Below are 17,442 nucleotides of genomic sequence, written 5' to 3'. Positions count from 1 at the left end.
CTAGGCGGGCTCAGGAGCCCCCGCCAGCGCGGGCTTGGGTACCGGGTGTGGCGAGTACTCGCGAACCACATTGCGACCACCTTCCTTCGCGCGATACAGGGCACGGTCCGCCTGCTTCAGCAAATTCTCCACTGCCGCATCGCCGCAGTAGTGGGCAATGCCAATACTGGATGTGAATTGCACCAGGGCCTCACCGCATTCCAGTCGAATCCCGGCGATACAGGCCCGCAAGCGCTCCGCGGTGTGCAGCGCATCCCCCGGAGTCTCCACGATCAACAGGGCAAATTCCTCTCCGCCGAGCCGGCCAAAAATATCCGTCTCACGGATTTTTGTCTGGATTGTCTGGCTGAACAGGCGCAGGGCTTCGTCGCCAATGCCGTGGCCGTGGTTGTCATTGATCGATTTAAAGTGGTCGATATCGAACATAAGCAGGCTCACCGGCAGCGATTTACGTTGTGCCTGCTTGATACAGATATCGGCATCGGAGAGGAAACTACGGCGGTTGCGGATACCGGTCAGGGGGTCTGTGCGCGCCTCGAGTTCTGCGTACTTCTTCGCATTCTCCAACTCTTCCGTGCGCTCCTGCACCAGTGCCTCCAACTCCAGTTTGGACTGCTCAAGGTGACGGCGATACTGCCGCTCAGACTCCATGCTCTGCAGGCGCAGACGGCGTAATCTCATCCCCATTGCCACCATGATGGTGATCATTTCAACAAAGGTACTGAGCGGCGGCAGATAGTAATTTACCAGGTTGTGCTCCACGTACCCGAGGTCTCGCAATGCCTGATAAAAAAGCCCAAACAGAAGCAGTGTCCACCCAATCGCAAATACCGCCGCTTCGCTCGATCCCTGCCGCCAGCGCACCATAGCGATCACCGCGGAAAGCGGGTACAACAGCAGGGCCAGCGTAATCGTGAGTAGCGCCATGGTCTTGAACTGAAAGATCGCGCTCACCAACAGCATGCATGCATTGACGATCATCAACACCAGTACGTAATCCCAACGAGGGGTATATCTGCGGGTTTGCAGGAACAGACGGTCAAATATTACGCCGGAAAGAATACTCACCGCACCGGTCATGGACATATAGGACCAGTGGAAGTTGTCGCGCAGCACATATTGATGGGTAAAGCCAAGAATCGTGCCCCAGGCGACGATCTTGGTTATACCGTACACTGAATAGGCGAAAAAACTCCCCTCTCGCACCGTAATTCCAACGGTCAGCGAAACGATCGCAATCAGGAAAATACCACCAAATAAAAAGGCCAACAGCGCAGTTTCGATGGTGTGGTACTTGCCGAGGTTTTGCGGGCTCCAGATACGCATACTCGGGAAAACATAGCCCGCCTCGTGGGAATCGAAGCGTACCATCAGCTCACGGGATTCCCCGGCTTTCAGAGTCACAGGAAACACGAAACGGTTATGGTGAATCGGCCGCAGGTCAATCGGCTCGCCCATTGCCATTCGCGTGAGTTCAGTGAAGTCCGCCAGGCTCCCGGCTTCGGCTTTCGCGTACGCAGTCAGCCCGATCAACTGGTGATCGACATACTCGATATTCAGCGTGACGGGCATCGCCGCCGGGTTGGACAACACAAAATGGGACCAGAAGGAGCCCTTTTGCAGCCCCGTGGATCCGGCGGACTCGAGTTCGAAGAAAGCCCCCGAGAGGTATGCGGTATACGCTGCGTCCAGATCCGCATCGCCAGTGGGATCGTGCCAGATTTCGCTCTGACCGGTTCTGAGATCGCCCGACTCGGCCAGCCCGACCATGATCGGTTCCTCAACAGCGCGTGATTCAGCGACGGCGCCGCAGGCCAGAAGGATACTCGCCAGAAAAATTGCGATACCGGTAATGCGTTTAAAAAGGCGAAAGCAGATGGTCATCGTTGAATTTAGTTTTTGTTGTCGAGATGCAGCGGGCCGCCGCCTGAATTTATGCCCCAAAACTGCACACTTCACGATTCTTTTCTACTACCGGCAGCAAGACATCCATGTCGGTAATTGTCCGAGTTTACCGGCAACCGAATTGAGAAGCATGTCCCAATTGTGACTCGATCTACTCGACAGACTGAACAATTGACTCCCTTAAACGCCATTCAGACCAAAAATGTCAGAGCTGTGCACACTTTTTCTCTCGAAAATAAAAAAGGCCGCCTGACGGCAGCCTTTTTTCGCAAAGGGGATTTCCAATCTGCGGTTCAACTAAATTTGGAAAAGTCGGCGGGGCGTTTTTCCATAAAAGCCGTAGCCGCCTCACGGAACTCCCCCGATTGCAGGCGGTTTTGGAAATGCCCGGCTTCCTCGCTGATAAATTCCAGCCCGCTGGCATAGGTGCCCTGACGCAGCAATTTTTTGGTCAGCCGTACTGCTTCCGGCGCCTTGGTGGCGACCTCGCGTGCATACTCACGGGCACGCTCCAACGCCTCACCCGCATAGACCACTTCGTTACAAATATTTACATTTGCGGCTGTCTGCGCATCGAATTTCTTACCCAACAGTAAAAGCTCAGAGGCCTTGGCATGCCCCATTATGCGCGGTAACAGGTAGCTAGACGCATACTCCGGGCACAGGCCAAGATTGACGAACGGCATCTGGAACACGGCGTCGTCATCGGCAATTGAGAGGTCACAGTGCAGCAGCATTGTGGTACCGATCCCTACCGCATAACCGCTGACCGCTGCAATGACCGGCTTGGGGAAGTCGTATAACGCCCGCATAAACTGGAATACGGGCGACTCTTCGCCAGATGCCGAGCCCCCGAGAAAATCCGCGAGATCATTGCCGCTCGTGAAAACACCCTTGGTACCGGTCACAATGACCACTCGTACTTCAGGGTTTTCCGACGCTTCCCGCAACAGTTCCGCCATCGCAGAATACATGTCCATGGTCAGCGCATTTTTGCGCTCTGGGCGGTGAATGGAAATTTCCAGGATCCGTTCATATTGACTGACCTGAATTTCTGCACATGTACTCTGCATGATTTTCGCCTGTTTTTGCCTGTTAGTATCTTTGCTTTCAAGTGTGAATGCTCACGGGGCAGGGCTCACCTCCGGAGCTCTTCTCGGCCTCGGACCTCGCCTGAGGGTTGCCAGCCAGGCCGGCACACGCCCTTTACCCAGCCTGTTTCCAAGCCTTCTTTAAGGTACCCAATAGTAGCCATTGCTCGGCGCAACACGAGGTTCAATTCAACCAGAATGCTATACCTATCAGCTGTATACCACAGCAGCTTGCCAACGAGCATCGCCGCCGCAGGGGCTTTTTAACATCCGCTGCCAACACATTATAATACCGCCAACTTTCCGGGTTTCCTGCAAAAGAATTTGCAAATAAGCCAAAGAATCGCAATATTTTTCCACTAGCGGTGGATCAAGAGTAGAGAATCCTAACTATGACCGTAACCTATAGTTCCTACCTGAAAGTGGACGAGCTTCTTCAGTGCCAGCAACCACTTTCTGATGGACCAGAGCACGATGAACTGCTGTTTATCGTTATCCACCAAAGCTATGAACTCTGGTTCAAACAGTTGCTGCACGAACTGGACTTCCTTGTGCGCCTGTTTAACAACGGTGAGCGCAATCGTGCATTGCATACACTCAAGCGTGTCGATGCAATTTACCGGACCCTTATCCAGCAGGTGGACATTCTCGAAACGCTTACGCCACTGGAATTCATGTCATTCCGCGACCGCCTGTCCACCGCCAGCGGCTTCCAGTCATTTCAGTTCCGCGAGCTGGAATTCCTGTACGGAGCTAAAGACCCATCAAAACTGGGGAATTACGAACCGGGCTCAGACCACCACCAGCGCCTGCAAAAGCGGCTGGAAGCGCCGACCTTGTGGGATGCATTTCTGAAATTCCTGTCTATCGAGGGTCACGAGATCCCCACCTCGGAACTGGAGCGTGACTTCAGCCAGAAGGCAGCCCCTTCTACCGCAGTCCAGCATGTACTGATCGATGTATACCGCAACGACCCACTGGTCAGCCAAATTTGTGAAGCCCTTGTGGATATCGACACATCTCTGCAGCAGTGGCGCTACCGCCATGTGAAGATGGTAGAGCGTACTATTGGTAGCAAGATGGGGACGGGTGGTTCCAGCGGCGTCGGCTACCTGCAGAGCACCCTCTTCCAGCCAGTATTTCCAGATCTGTGGGCCATTCGCTCAGAGTTTTAAGCCCCCAGAGTCCAGGGTTTGCAAGCCTCGAAGGATTGAGGCCAGTCTTATCCAGTCCCGGCACGGATCCGCTACTCAAAGAGCAGACACAAAAAAAGCCAGCAATGCTGGCTTTTTTCGCTCCTGTGAGAGGAGTCCCTCCGAAGAGGGTTAAATTAGCGCTTGGAGTCGTCGAACGGTACCAGGGAAACCTGGATGTTCGGGTTGACTGCCTTGGCTGCATCGGCAATGGATACGTAGGTGTCGGCACTGGACTTGTTGTGCGCACGAACAATAACGATCGCCTGCGGGTTTTCTGCGTACAGCTGTGCGATACGGGCGCGTACGGCACGGCTGTCAATACGGCTGGTACCCATCCAGATTTCATCCGCGGAGTTCACGGTCAGCAGGATGTTCTGCTTGTCGGTATCCGGCGGAGTTTCTTGGGTTTGATCAGGATCTGGCACGTTTACATCCAACGCCTTTTCTTTTACGAAGGATGCCGTCACGATGAAGAAGATCAACATGATGAACACGACGTCCAGCATGGGGGTCAGGTCGATATCGGCCTTTTCTTCTTCTACGGCCTTACCGCGTCGTCTACTCATATAACACCGTACTGTTTATAAATTCGAATTACGCCGGTTATACCGGTCTAATCAGGTGGGCAAGAGTGCCGGGAAATGACCAGCAATGCAAGCGCCAGCTGCCAACCAAAAACATAATTCTTTAAAATCAATAAGTTATGGCACGCCCATCCATTCGGAGAGCAACTTTTATACAGCCGTTTCGGTCTTCCTGGAGTCCAGATAGCCCTGATAGTCAGGTACCAGCCGGGAAAAACTGCGCTCCATCAATGCCGAATGGATCATCATATCCGCACTACTGCCATTACAGGCCACCGGGATATTCCATACCGCTGCGATACGCAACAGTGCTTTCACATCCGGGTCGTGGGGCATGGGCTCGAAGGGATCCCAGAAAAAGATCAGGATATCCACCTCGCCCTGGCAGATTTTCGCACCCAACTGCTGATCCCCACCCATCGGACCACTGAACAGCTTTTCAACCACCAGGCCTGTTGCCGCTTCGATTTTGCTACCGGTAGTCCCTGTGCCCAGCAGTTGGTGTTGCTCCAGAACTGCACGGTGCTTCTGGCACCACTCAATCAGGCTCGCCTTGCGATTGTCGTGCGCTACCAGTGCCACCCGTTTCTTTGCCGCTATCGGCTGATCGATATATTCCACGAGATTCCCAGGTCGTTCATCTATAGATGTCGAATTATGCAGAATTACCCCCATGCTATCCACGCCCAGAGTTCTCGGCGCTATAATCACGCCGCAATTTCACAAACTAATGTAACGCCGAGATTAGGGGTATTTATGAGTGTGGGCGCCTGGGAACCAGAGGACCTCGAAAGCAACAAGTCGTCAAGACAAGAGCTCGACAAGGCTATTCTCGAAAAGCTGATCAACGCCATGGGCGAAGAAAGCGAGTCCGTTACCACGCTCGACGCCGAGCTGACGGGTGCCAACTGGCTAGCCGGACTACCAGCACAACAATGGCTGGAAGAAGCGAAAACTATGGACCCAGCCAGTATCTGGGCTCTGATCCGCTTTTTCACCATGGCCGAGATGCAACTTCCGGACTGGCAAGGCGGAGCGGAATCCCCGGTGATCCCTCTGGCAAAGTCTTTGCGCCAGCGTAAATTGCCCCTGAGCCGCGAGCAGCTTTTATGGATCCGGCAGCACTCTGACAATCGCTACCTTCCCTACGGTCCACTCTGAAACCATTCACGCATTCCTCGGCTCCCGCCTCACTCAGACGGGAGCCCCCCAAAAATACGTCCGACTGCCTTCAACAAATGCTCCCGAGCAGGCTCGCGAGCGCGAATGCCTTTTGCCCGGCAACCCTGAGGGCAGCGATTATTCCTCCAGGCGGTAAAGCTGCTCCAGAAATTGCGCACCACTTCCGGGCACCCGATAATTGTCCGGTAAATAACGCCAGACAATATAGCCCTCGGCATCCAGTAGCCAGGTACTTGGACGTACCGCGTCCCTCCCCCACCACCAACGCACAAATGGTGCCCCGCTCGAGGCAATAAAAGGGACGTTTTTTGCCGCATCTCTATCCAACTGCAGGAATAGCCATTTGCCGGGAATATCAGCCTGGGGATCACACCGTAAACGCTCGTACCATTGAGCCCGGGTTTCCATACTGACCAAAACCAGCTTCACTCCTCGCGCATCCAGTTTTTCCTGTGCGCACATCAGTTGCCGTACCTGAATACGACTCTCCGCACAGAAACTTCCCCGCAGGAACAGCAACAGGGCGCCGCCAAAGTTTCCGCATACATCCGCCGCCTGCCAGGATTGATTCCCCTCTACCATCAATTCAGGAAACGACGAATTTACTGCTGGCATCGAAGAGTGACGAACCGCACTCAGGTGGTTCAGATAAATCAGGAATACAAACAGGTTATAAATCGCCAGATATACGGCCATGCCTTTTTTTGTATCTATCAGTAACACCAGGCCCAGCCCGATCAATACCCCGGCAAATGCCGGCGACTCACGCGAGTCTGCAGTAATTCCTGTTGGCTGTATTTGTCTGACGAGAAGCCAAAACGGAAGCGCAAAAGCATTAATACTCACCCCTGCCCATGCAAAATTTCCGCTAGCGAAAAATGCATAGATACTCCCGGCACCACACAGACAGAGCCAGATAATCGCTAAAAACGTAAAAAAAACCTTAAATTTATTCATCGCGGAGCAAAAACACCCTTAAAACACTTGCATTCAAGTATATAAATAAGCTGCAATTAGCGCGATGAATTCCACTCATCCAAGATAACTCTTAAATCAAGATCAGACACAGGGATAATTTATGGCCGCTAGTAAGCAAAAAAAGAAGGCTCCCTCTGCGGTGAGCCCGGTTGCGAAGCTGGAAGCGGAACTTGCCGCTCTTAAAGCTCAACTGGAAAGCGCCCGCAGCACTCAGGAAGCAGGCGCCAAAAAGGTAGCAGACAAACTGGCCAAAGACGCTGACGCCGCTGCCAAAAAACTGGCAACTGCGCAGAACAAGGTTAAAGCCGTACGCGCCAAGAAAAAAACCGCTGCTCAGCAGAAACAGCTGAAAGCTGCTCAGGCCGCCGCCGCCACCGCCAAGAAAGCAGCTACCGCAGCCAAGGCTGCAGCCAGTGACGCCAAAGCCGCCCTGGCAGGCATCGCTGCCGAAAACAAGCTGGCAACCAAAATTGCCAAGGCTGTAGCGAAAGAAGAAAGCGCGATCATCAAGAAGCTGACCGCTGCTGAGAAGAAAAAAGCGGCCGCCGAGAAGAAGAAAGCGGACGCCGCTGCCAAGAAGAAAGCCGCTGCGGATAAGAAGAAAGCCGCTGCTGCTGCGAAGAAGAAAGCTGCTGCTGACAAGAAGAAAGCCGCTGCTGCCAAGAAGAAAGCCGCTGAAGCCGCCAAGAAGAAGGCTGCAGCCGAGAAGAACAAAGCTGCTGCTGCCAAGAAGAAGGCCGCAGAGAAAGCCAAGAAAGCCACTGCAAAAGCCAAGGCTGCTACCAAGAAAAAGCCAGGCCGTCCGGCTAAGAAAGCGGCTGACACCACTGCAGCCAAGAAGCCAGGCCGTCCAGCCAAAGCTGGCGCTGCCAAGAAGAAGCCTGGTCGCCCGGCCAAGAAAGCTGCTGGCACCGCCCCGGCCAAAAAGGCCCCGGGCCGCCGCGGTCGTCCGCCGAAAGCAAAAGCTTGATCACCTGACTTACCGTTAGGATAAAAAAACCCCGGCATGCCGGGGTTTTTTTGTGCCTGTTCATTTAGCGGGTAAGCCCTAGCGCTCTCCGCCCCGCACAGCTCGCTTTAGCCCTTGCGGCACCCACCCAATCAACAGCTCCCGGATACGCCCAGGCAGCGCCAGCATAACCGGGGTGACCAGAAGTGTAAGCAATGTGGAAAAACTGAGCCCATACACGATCGCACTGGCCAACTTCACCCAAAAAGAGGCAATCACCCCGTTAACGACCATTGTGCGCCCAACCATATCCACGCTCACCCCCAGCGCCAGGGGCAGCAGGCCGAGAATGGTTGTGGCGGTAGTCAGAAACACAGGACGCAGCCGTTGCGCCGCAGCCTTGACCGCAGCTTCTCCGGCGCTCAACTCCGGCTCGGCTTTACGCACAAAGTTATAGGTATCGATGAGAACAATGTTGTTGTTCACCACGATACCAGCCAAGGCAACAATCCCGACCCCCGTCATAATCACACTGAAGGTGCTCTGGGTGACGGTCAGACCAAGCATCACTCCCAGGGTCGACATGATGACCGAAGACAGAATAAGTGCGGACTGGTAGAAGCTGTTGAACTGGGTTACCAGCAGAATAAACATCAGGAACAATGACAGCGAAAACGCTACCTGCAGGAACAGCAGGGACTCATTCTGATCCTCATCCGCACCGCGAAAGATCAACTCGACCGAACTGTCCACCGGGTGCGTATCCAACCACTGGCGGATCTCCTTCACCTTGTTATCCGCCAGCACACCATCCACGACGTCAGCTTTCAACTGCATGCGCGTGATACCGTCAATACGCTCTATCTTGTCCACTTTCGGGCGGGCTTCCGTCGTCACGAAGCTGCTGACCGGTACCGCGCCTTGCGGTGTATTGATCCTTAGTTCATCCAGTGCAGTGATTCCACGGGCGTAATCCGGATAGCGAATGCGAATATCCACTTCCTCATCGGAATCGTCCGGACGATATTCCGCCATCCGCACGCCGTTCGTCACCAGCTGCACGGCGCGTCCCACGCCGGTCAGGTCTGCACCGTAAAGAGCGGCCTTTGCGCGATCCACGTTGACTTCCCACTGGATACCGGGCAGCGGCGCCGTACTGACAACATCCCGCAGGCCATCAAATTCGTGGACCATTGCCTGGTTCAACCGGCGGGTTTCTGACAACAGCACATCGTAATCGCGCCCGCGCAGCTCCAGCACAATATCCCGGCCCACTGGCGGGCCACCCTCAAATTCGTTGGCACTGGTTTTGATACCGGCAAAACTCCCGGTGCGCGCGCGAATATCTGCAAAGATCTCGCGGCTCTTGCGCGCTCGCTCCATCGCCGGTCGCAGCTCCACCAGCAGGTTGGCGATCTGATCCGGCGCTTTTTCACTGTTCCCGGAAATTCCCCCGCCGCCAACTGAGGTATAGACGACCCGCACTTCAGGCACATCGAGCACTGCGCGTTCAACCTGCATCGCCAGCGCTTTCTTCTCTTCCAGAGACAAATTGCCCTGGGCCCGGACCTCAACGTTGCCGTATTGCTCTTCCGTTTCAGTAAAGAACTCGACTCCAGGATTAAAGCGAACAAAGGCCGCGAAGATTGCCACCAGTACAAAAATCGTCGCAACAAAAGAGGCCAGGGGATTGCGGACTACAGGCCCCAATATTCGCGCATAGGCGCCGGTAATTCCCGGCAGCGTTGCTGGATCTCCGGACTCCAGCTCTCTCAGGTAGTGCTGGGTCTTCACATCCATCGCACTTTTTCCAAACACCGACCCCAATACCGGCGCAAAGAACAGCGCATACACCAGCGAGCCCGCCAATACAGCAAAGACCGTTACTGGCAGGTAACGCATGAAATCACCGACTACGCCGGGCCAGAATATGATTGGCAGGAAGGCGGCCAGAGTCGTACCCGTGGAGGCGAGTACCGGCCAGAACATACGGCGAACGGAGATCCCGTAGGCAACCCGGGCCGATAAACCTTCCGCCATTTTACGATCTGCAAATTCAGTGATGACGATTGAGCCATCAATCAGCATGCCCAGGGCCAGCAGCATTCCGAACATCACCATGAAGTTAAAGGAATAGCCGAGGTACCAGGTAATGATGGAGCCGAACAACAGGGAAAATGGGATACCCAAACCGACCAGAAGCCCCGAGCGGAACCCCAGAGCCGCCACTACGATGATCATGACCAGCAACATGGCGGTAAGAATATTGCCCTCCATCTCGCTGACCATATCGCGGGCAAACTCGGACATATCAAAGACGAAATCGATCTCGACACCTTGCGGCAAGTACTGCTTTTCTGCATTGACCGCAGCGCGCACCGCATCAGCCAGGTCCACAGCGCTGGCACCGGTGCGCTTTTCCACACTAATCGCCAGGCCCGGCCGGCCGTTGACACTGGTATAAGTAGTGGCATCTTTGAACGTGCGGCGAATATCTGTGACCTGCCCCAGTGTTACCACACCATGTTCCGATTGCTTGAGTGGTATCTGGTACACATCGCTGGCGGTTTCGATAAGGCCGGGGACATTAACCGAAAAATGCCCCTGACTCACATCCATTTCACCGGCGGGAATCAGCAGGTTATTTCCCAAGACCGCATTGATCAGTTCACCGCTGGTGATCTGGTAATGCTCCAGTCGCACCGGGTCAATGGTCGCTTCCACCACTTCTTCGCGGTTACCGGTGATATCCGCACTCAAAACCTCTGCGATACTTTCAATCTTGCGTTTGAGCTGCTGCGCGCTTCTCAGTAATTCGCGCTCACCCATCCCCTCCCCGGCCAGAGTTACCACAATAGCCGGGAATGGCTGTGCAGAAGCCTCCTCGACAACAGGCTCTTCCGCATCCCGCGGCAATTCCGCTTTCGCCCGGTCCACGGCATTGCGTACTTCATCCACTGCATCGTCGATATCGATGGCGGAATCAAATTCGATCACGAGGTACACCAGGGACTCACGCGCCGTGGCCATGACTTCCTCAACCCCTTCGAGAGAGCGCACCTCCTGCTCGATGGGGCGGATCAGCAAGCGTACGCCATCCGCCGGTGAAATCCCCTCGTGCATCACCTGCACGATGACGATAGGTGGATTGACCTCAGGGCTGGATTCGACAGTCATTGCCGACCGCGCTGCGATTCCCATAATGACAATAAGCAGCATCAAACTGATACTGCTGCGAAAGCGGTCGACGGCACCTTCCAGCAAACTCATTGCTGCAGCTCCTCCTCAGTGAAATCCACCGAGTGTCCCACGCCCAGATCTTCGGACGGGACAGCGGTATTCTGCGGTGCTGGCAAATCGCCATGCGCCTCTTCGAGCTCCGCGATCACCCGCTCCCCCTGGCTCACATATTCCTGCCCCACCGTGATAATGGTTGGCTGAGCCGGTAACCCGGTGACCCAGACCCCAGTATTTTCATCACTGACCATCTGCACGTTCACAAGCCGCACGCGCTGCTCTTCATCCAGAATCCGCAGCCCCAGTGCGCCTCGGTCGTCGAGGGTCAGCAGTGAAGCATTGACCCGGTGGGCCATAACCTCTTCCCCCGGCAGTGCCATACGCGCGCTGATACCACTACGCAGCTGCTTGCTGGTGTTGTCTACGGCAACTTCCACCCGGTAGCCCCGGGTCACTGGATGCGCCTCCTGGCTGATATAGCGCAGCTCGCCTTCAACCAGCTGCCCCTGCTGCAGTTTGGCGCTGGCAACACTACCCGGCAGTAAATTGGCCACCTGCGCTTCAGAGACCTCACCCACCAGTACAATCGGGTTCATATCGAGCAACGTGGCGCACTCCTCGCCACGACGAATAAAATCGCCGAGTTCCACCGCCCGACTGTTGACCACACCGGCAAAAGGCGCACGGATCTGCAAATTTGCCACGTCGACCTGCGCCCGTCGGAAATCTGCACGAGCGCTTGCCAGGTTGACTTCCTGCTGAGCCATGGCCGTTTCCGATTGCAGTCCCCGCCCCTTGAGCTTTTCGGCCCCGGAAAAATCCAATTCTGCTTTGCGCAATGCCGCGCGCGCTCTCGCCAGGCGCTCGGGCCGGTCCTCCGCCGCAATCTCGCAGATAACATCTCCCGCCTGCACCCACTCGCCTTCACTAGCCGGCAGTGCCGTAAGGGCCCCATCCAACTCAGCCCGCAATTTCACACTGCGGTTCGCTTCAGTGCGGCTATTGACCAGAACCTGTGTGATATAGGGCTGCGCCTGCAGGCGCCGGGCCTTAACCCGCATGGTCTCAGCTGTCGCCCTACTTGCCTGCGCGGAAGAAGTATTCTCCTCCTCCGCACCACCGCCAAACAGACCGCTCAGCAACCAAAGCAACGAAGCAAGGGTTACGATCAGCGCCACTCGATAATTGCGGTGCCGCCAGAGATTCGCCAGAACATTCATACCAACAGACCTAAACCAGATTCCAGATATTGATGGGGCCAAATAATAATCAGATAAGCCGCGCGCATTTTGGCACAAACTGGTTACCAAGCAGTGGCTAAACCTGTCTGATTACGAAATCCACACGCAGTCGGATCAGACAAGGGATGGGAATACCCGTCCGCGGGGCAGGGTCAAATCAAAACTGCATATATAAAGAAGAAAGAGTACTGGGTAAGCAAGAAGCAAAGGGGCAGGAAACCACCCCTTGTCAGGCGAGCCACCAGTTGAGTAGCCCGCGAGAAGTCAGCACATTGGCATCAGGAAAGAATGGACTCGAGGAAATCTGACATATCGGCCTCTTCCGTAGCCAAGTGACCGCTGCCGAACTCGGCATTCCAGTCGAGCAGAATGCGCGCGAGTGCCCGCGCCTGATCCGCCAGGGCCAATAGCTCTTCCTTGCTGTTCTTCGGCCCCGTATAAAGTTTCAGCTTGCGGTGGCTGTTGGCAAGCTCATGCGTTGGGTACTTGGACCGATACACTTCCAGCTTCCAGCGCAGGGAGTGCGTCATATTGCGATAGAAAACCAGTTTTGTCGGCAGGTGTAGCAGGGAGAAGTCTTCCAGGTCACCAAACAGGGTACAGTCTACAGCCAGCACCTGGATCTCCTGACCACCGGGAGACGCAACAATTGTCGCACTGCGGGGTTCGGCCAATAACATCGACAGATCCCCGAATACCTCTCCCGGCCGGATCACTGCCAGCGGGCGATCGCCGCTTGCAGCTGCGGCGTCATCGACATGCACCTGTAATTCGCCACGCAATAAAAAGTAGACCCACTGATCAACGTCACCCACATGCAGCAGGGGCTCCCCCGCCGACAGGGAAACCAGACGTGATCGCTTCAACAGCACATCGTACTGCCACTCACTGGTAGCACGAATATCGCGAAACAAATGTATGACATTTAAAAGACGATCAACCCCATCTCGCGGGTAATCACTTAATAGTTTGTAATCCATGAAAAACTGAGCTGTAACTTCGGACGGGAAATTTATTCACCATCTTATATTTAATGGTGCATGGCACAAACGTGCGCGCTAACAAACAGTGCATTCTAGGCCTAAAGTGATAGCTATATCCCCCCCTATCCAGAGAATTTGAAAAAACGAGACTTTTTACCCATTTCAGGGTTGAACTCCGTTGCAGTTGCAGTAGAGTTGTGGTCAGTCCTGATTAGTTTTTCCTCTACTCTGAACAAAATTTAATCGTACCAGGGTTACAGAAAAATTAGCGGGACAGGCACCTTTCGGGGGGAGGGTGTTCTCGAAGTGCGTGAAGAATATTCTAGGGTATTTGATTCATTTTTCACCGCTTTAACTGCCGGTTTCTTCCCATCCGGCTTCCAGAAGATACCAATAGCAAAAATGAAAACGACCAAACTTGTCATTGCCCTGCTGCTGTTCGCTGCGGCCCTGACTGCAAATGCGGTCCCACTACTCAATGGACTGGCTCTGGAGCAGCAATTCAATAAAGACCGGTATATCGCAGCTGTCTATTCTGAACGACTCTCGGACAACGTAGGCTCCCTGCTCGATAACAATACGCCGCGCAGCCTTGAAGTGCGCATCATCGCTGAACGTTTATCCGCTCGCCGCTTCCGCAACCAGTGGCTGGAAGGTATCGCCATCAACAACCCTGGCAATACGCTTTCCAGTCAGGCGCAAAACATGGTGACCTTTGCCAACCTGTTCAAGGGCCGCTTTGTGGCCGGCGACCAGTTGCGCATTGACTACGCGGCAGACAGCGGCACAACCTCTGTATCGCTGAATGGCGTTGCCCTCGGAGAGATCCAAGATCGCGAGTTCTTCAACACTCTGCTGCGCGCCTGGATCGGCGCAGTACCGCCGTCCTCCGATTTCCGCGACAACCTGCTGCGCGCAGGCCAGGTCGAATCCGGCCTCCTCGCCAGCTATGAAGGGCTGGCACCTGCCGGCGACCGTATCGCCCAGGTCAAGCAGATGGCCGAAGGGCTGTCGGCCAGCGAAGACGATTCCGCAGTGGCCGCCAGTGAACCCGCCAAGGCGGAGCCTGCACAGGTCGCAGCGACTCCGAAGCCGGACCTGAAGGCCGATATTCCGGCTCCGACACTGGCTGCTCTCGGCACGTCTGCAAGCGCAGCGCCGGCGCCTTCGCGCCCGGAACAGCCTGCAGCAAAACCTGCCGCGAAACAGGTAGCCGCTTCCAAGCCCCAGCCTCTCAAGCCTACGACCACTCGTACACCGGAACCCGACGACGAGTTTGAAGAAGAAGAGGAAGCTCCACTGACCGCAGACATGATCCTGGCGCGTCAGATCTATCACTCCATGCTGATTCGACACACATTCAAAAACATCCGCTATCCCAAGCGTGCCCAAGAGCGCGGCCAGGAAGGCAGTGTACTCCTGAATGTAACCATCGATGCCAAAGGCAAGATCAAAGATGTCACTTCCGTGCAGGAGTCCCGTTATGCCAGCCTCAACCGGGAAGCAGTGGATGCGGTAAATCGCTCCGAGCCCTACCCCGCTACGCCGGCGCAGCTCAGCAAGAAGGACTATCAGTTCTCCCTGCCGATCACCTTCCGCCTGCCGGACTAAGCTCTCAGGTCGGACTAAGCTCTCAGAAAGCCCCGCTTATGCGGGGCTTTTTTTGCCCGCACCAGACTGTCAAAGGAAATTATTCCCCCTGTCCGCTCCGCGCGACACTCACTCGCGAGTACTGCAGCCACCATCCTGTCGAAGTCTGACTACCGCTAACCGCAATGTTACTTGCCGACGATCCGGGGGATGCATACTATCCGGGCATGGTTTACTGAACCTTGTACTCAATTACCCAATCACAAATAACAAGCCCAAAAGGCCCAGAATGAAAAAGCTGCTTTTACCTTTGGCTATCGCCGGCGCCATTGCCGGTTGCTCCCAGTCTGAAAACCCGAAATCTGCCGCAACCGCGGAATCCGCTCCGGTTGCCGCTGAGGTCAGCGCGAACCAGGTCGTGGAACTCGGCTCTGGTATCGACCTTAGCGCCATGGACACCAATGTCCGCCCCCAGGACGATTTTTACGGCTACGTAAACGGCACCTGGATGAAGAACACGGAGATTCCGGCGGACAAATCCCGCTGGGGCGGCTTCAGCATCCTGCGCGACAAGGCCACCGAAGAAGTGAAAGCGCTGATCATGGAAGCCGGCAAAAGCGCCGACAGCGCCGAATCCAAGCAGATCGGTGACCTGTACAATAGCTACATGAATGAAGAGCTGATCGAGAGCAAAGGGCTGTCGGCCATCTCCGGTGAGTTGGCCAAGGTTGATGCCATTCAATCCCTGAAAGACCTCACAGACTTCTTCGCGTATGCCGATACCGTAGGCTACACAACGCCCTTCGGCGCAGGCATCAATCAGGACCTGAAGGATGTAGAAAACTACATCACTTTCATCTGGCAGTCCGGCCTTGGTCTCCCTGATCGCGACTACTACTTTGACGATTCCGAAAAAGGTCAGAAGCTGCAACAAGCCTACCGTGAGTACCTGGTAAAAATTCAGCAGATTGCCGGCCTCGATAAACCTGAGGAATTTGCCAGCACCCTCTTCAACCTGGAAAAAGACCTGGCGGAACACCACCGCACCCGGGTGGAAAACCGCGATCCAGACAAGTACTACAACAAGAAGTCTGCGGCTGAACTGAAAGCGCTGATGCCTGCTGTGGACTGGGACAGCTATCTGCAGCAAGCCCATCTGGAAAAGGCCGAGAACTTCCTCGTTGGCCAGCCGGAATATCTTGAGGCTGCCAACAAGATCATCGCCGATACCGAGCTGGACACCTGGAAGCGCTACCTGAAAATCAAGGTGCTTTCCGCTGCTGCACCTTACATGCACAGCGAGATTGCCCAGGCGAATTTCGATTTCTACAGCACCACTATTCGCGGTGTGGAAGAAATGGAACCGCGCTGGAAGCGTGGTGTGCAGTTCGTCAACGGCTCTGTGGGCGAGCTGGTGGGCCAGCGCTACGTGGAGAAATACTTCCCCCCGGAAGCCAAGGCTCGCATGGTCAAGCTGGTAGACAACCTGAAGGCCGCTTATAAAGAGTCCATCGAATCCCTGGCGTGGATGAGTGAAGACACCAAGAAAGAAGCTCTGACCAAGCTGGCCAACTTCACCACCAAGATCGGCTACCCGGACGAATGGCGTGACTATAGCGAACTGAAGGTCAGTGCAGACGACCTGGTGGGTAACGCTATTGCCGCAACCCTGTTCGACACCCTGCACGAGCGCGATCAGCTGGGCAAACCGCTGGACCGCGGTGCGTGGCACATGAGCCCACAGACAGTGAACGCTTACTACAACCCGCCAATGAACGAGATCGTGTTCCCGGCCGCTATCCTGCAGCCGCCGTTCTTCGATATGAACGCGGAAGATGCGGTGAACTACGGTGGTATCGGCGGTGTAATCGGACACGAGATCGGTCACGGCTTTGACGACAAGGGCAGCAAGTTCGACGGCAAGGGCTACCTGAACAACTGGTGGACCGACTCCGACCGCGAAAACTTCGAAGTTCTTACCGGCAAACTGGTCGCGCAGTACGATGGCTTTGAACCGATCGAAGGCGAACACGTAAACGGCGAGCTGACCCTGGGTGAGAATATCGGTGACCTGTCCGGCCTGGGTATCGCCCACAAGGCCTACCAGATGTCCCTCGACGGCAAAGAGGCTCCGGTGATCGATGGCTTTACCGGTGACCAGCGTGTGTTCCTCGGCTGGGCCCAGGTATGGCGTAGCAAGACGCGCGACGAAGCCCTCAGCGAGCGCCTGAAAACCGACCCGCACTCCCCCGCGGAATACCGTGTGAAGGGTGTCGTCCCCAACATCGATGCGTTCTACAGCGCGTTTGATGTGAAGGAAGGCGATGGTATGTACCTGCCGAAGGAAGAGCGCGTAACCATCTGGTAAGCCTTCACCCCGGAGTCAACTCCGGGTACTTCCTGTAATAAAGCCCTGTCGAAGCGAAGGCATCGACAGGGCTTTTTCATTTCCTCCGGACTGTTCCCTGGCCCGTAATCCCGAGTAATATTGAACTGGATTCAGTCA

13 protein-coding genes are annotated in these 17,442 nt (G+C 55.2%); 5 read left to right on the top strand and 8 right to left on the bottom strand.

What is annotated here, in order from left to right; genetic code table 11:
• Together LC093_RS17305 and LC093_RS17300 are read right to left on the bottom strand one after the other, a co-directional pair.
• On the bottom strand, positions 1-1,884 hold the full coding sequence (locus LC093_RS17305; protein WP_226667813.1) for a diguanylate cyclase: 1,884 nt from the start codon (positions 1,882-1,884) through the stop codon (positions 1-3).
• Between the two features lie 314 nt (positions 1,885-2,198).
• Positions 2,199-2,978, bottom strand: coding sequence for an enoyl-CoA hydratase (locus LC093_RS17300; protein WP_226667811.1), 780 nt, complete (start codon positions 2,976-2,978; stop codon positions 2,199-2,201).
• Between the two features lie 410 nt (positions 2,979-3,388).
• Between LC093_RS17300 and LC093_RS17295 the strand changes: the two genes are divergently transcribed.
• On the top strand, positions 3,389-4,171 hold the full coding sequence (locus LC093_RS17295; protein ID WP_226667809.1) for a tryptophan 2,3-dioxygenase: 783 nt from the start codon (positions 3,389-3,391) through the stop codon (positions 4,169-4,171).
• Between the two features lie 155 nt (positions 4,172-4,326).
• On the opposite strand, the gene LC093_RS17290 is transcribed toward LC093_RS17295, so the two are convergent.
• Positions 4,327-4,758 (bottom strand): ExbD/TolR family protein, encoded by a 432-nt coding sequence (locus tag LC093_RS17290; protein WP_226667806.1) that lies wholly within the window; start codon positions 4,756-4,758, stop codon positions 4,327-4,329.
• A gap of 168 nt (positions 4,759-4,926) precedes the next feature.
• Complete coding sequence (locus LC093_RS17285; RefSeq protein ID WP_226667804.1) at positions 4,927-5,397, bottom strand: methylglyoxal synthase; 471 nt, start codon at positions 5,395-5,397, stop codon at positions 4,927-4,929.
• Positions 5,398-5,532: 135 nt separating this feature from the next.
• Between LC093_RS17285 and LC093_RS17280 the strand changes: the two genes are divergently transcribed.
• Positions 5,533-5,937 (top strand): hypothetical protein, encoded by a 405-nt coding sequence (locus tag LC093_RS17280; protein WP_226667801.1) that lies wholly within the window; start codon positions 5,533-5,535, stop codon positions 5,935-5,937.
• Between the two features lie 138 nt (positions 5,938-6,075).
• Here the strand turns inward: LC093_RS17280 and LC093_RS17275 are convergent, their stop codons facing one another.
• Positions 6,076-6,654 (bottom strand): hypothetical protein, encoded by a 579-nt coding sequence (locus LC093_RS17275; protein ID WP_226667799.1) that lies wholly within the window; start codon positions 6,652-6,654, stop codon positions 6,076-6,078.
• A 382-nt stretch (positions 6,655-7,036) separates the two neighbouring features.
• On the opposite strand from LC093_RS17275, the gene LC093_RS17270 reads away from it, so the two are divergent.
• A complete protein-coding gene (locus LC093_RS17270; RefSeq protein WP_226667797.1) occupies positions 7,037-7,906 on the top strand; it encodes a hypothetical protein in 870 nt (289 codons plus the stop codon).
• 78 nt (positions 7,907-7,984) lie between these two features.
• Here the strand turns inward: LC093_RS17270 and LC093_RS17265 are convergent, their stop codons facing one another.
• From LC093_RS17265 to LC093_RS17255, 3 genes are all read right to left on the bottom strand, one after another.
• Positions 7,985-11,155, bottom strand: a complete 3,171-nt coding sequence (locus LC093_RS17265; RefSeq protein ID WP_226667795.1) for an efflux RND transporter permease subunit — start codon at positions 11,153-11,155, stop codon at positions 7,985-7,987.
• Entirely contained in the window at positions 11,152-12,342 is a 1,191-nt protein-coding gene (locus LC093_RS17260) for an efflux RND transporter periplasmic adaptor subunit (protein WP_226667793.1), read from the bottom strand. Before LC093_RS17260 ends, LC093_RS17265 begins: the two co-directional genes overlap by 4 nt.
• Before the next feature lie 299 nt (positions 12,343-12,641).
• Positions 12,642-13,343 carry a cyclic nucleotide-binding domain-containing protein gene (locus LC093_RS17255; RefSeq protein ID WP_226667791.1) on the bottom strand — a complete coding sequence of 234 codons (702 nt, stop codon included), beginning with the start codon at positions 13,341-13,343 and terminating at the stop codon, positions 12,642-12,644.
• A gap of 405 nt (positions 13,344-13,748) precedes the next feature.
• Between LC093_RS17255 and LC093_RS17250 the strand changes: the two genes are divergently transcribed.
• Positions 13,749-14,957 (top strand): TonB family protein, encoded by a 1,209-nt coding sequence (locus LC093_RS17250; protein ID WP_226667789.1) that lies wholly within the window; start codon positions 13,749-13,751, stop codon positions 14,955-14,957.
• A 268-nt stretch (positions 14,958-15,225) separates the two neighbouring features.
• A complete protein-coding gene (locus tag LC093_RS17245; RefSeq protein WP_226667786.1) occupies positions 15,226-17,304 on the top strand; it encodes a M13 family metallopeptidase in 2,079 nt (692 codons plus the stop codon).
• The last annotated feature ends 138 nt before the right edge of the window (positions 17,305-17,442 follow it).

The organism is Microbulbifer aggregans (genome assembly GCF_020524005.1).
Lineage (GTDB): Bacteria > Pseudomonadota > Gammaproteobacteria > Pseudomonadales > Cellvibrionaceae > Microbulbifer > Microbulbifer aggregans_A.
Note: the sequence above shows the minus strand (reverse complement) of the source record. Positions and strands in the feature narration are given on the sequence as shown.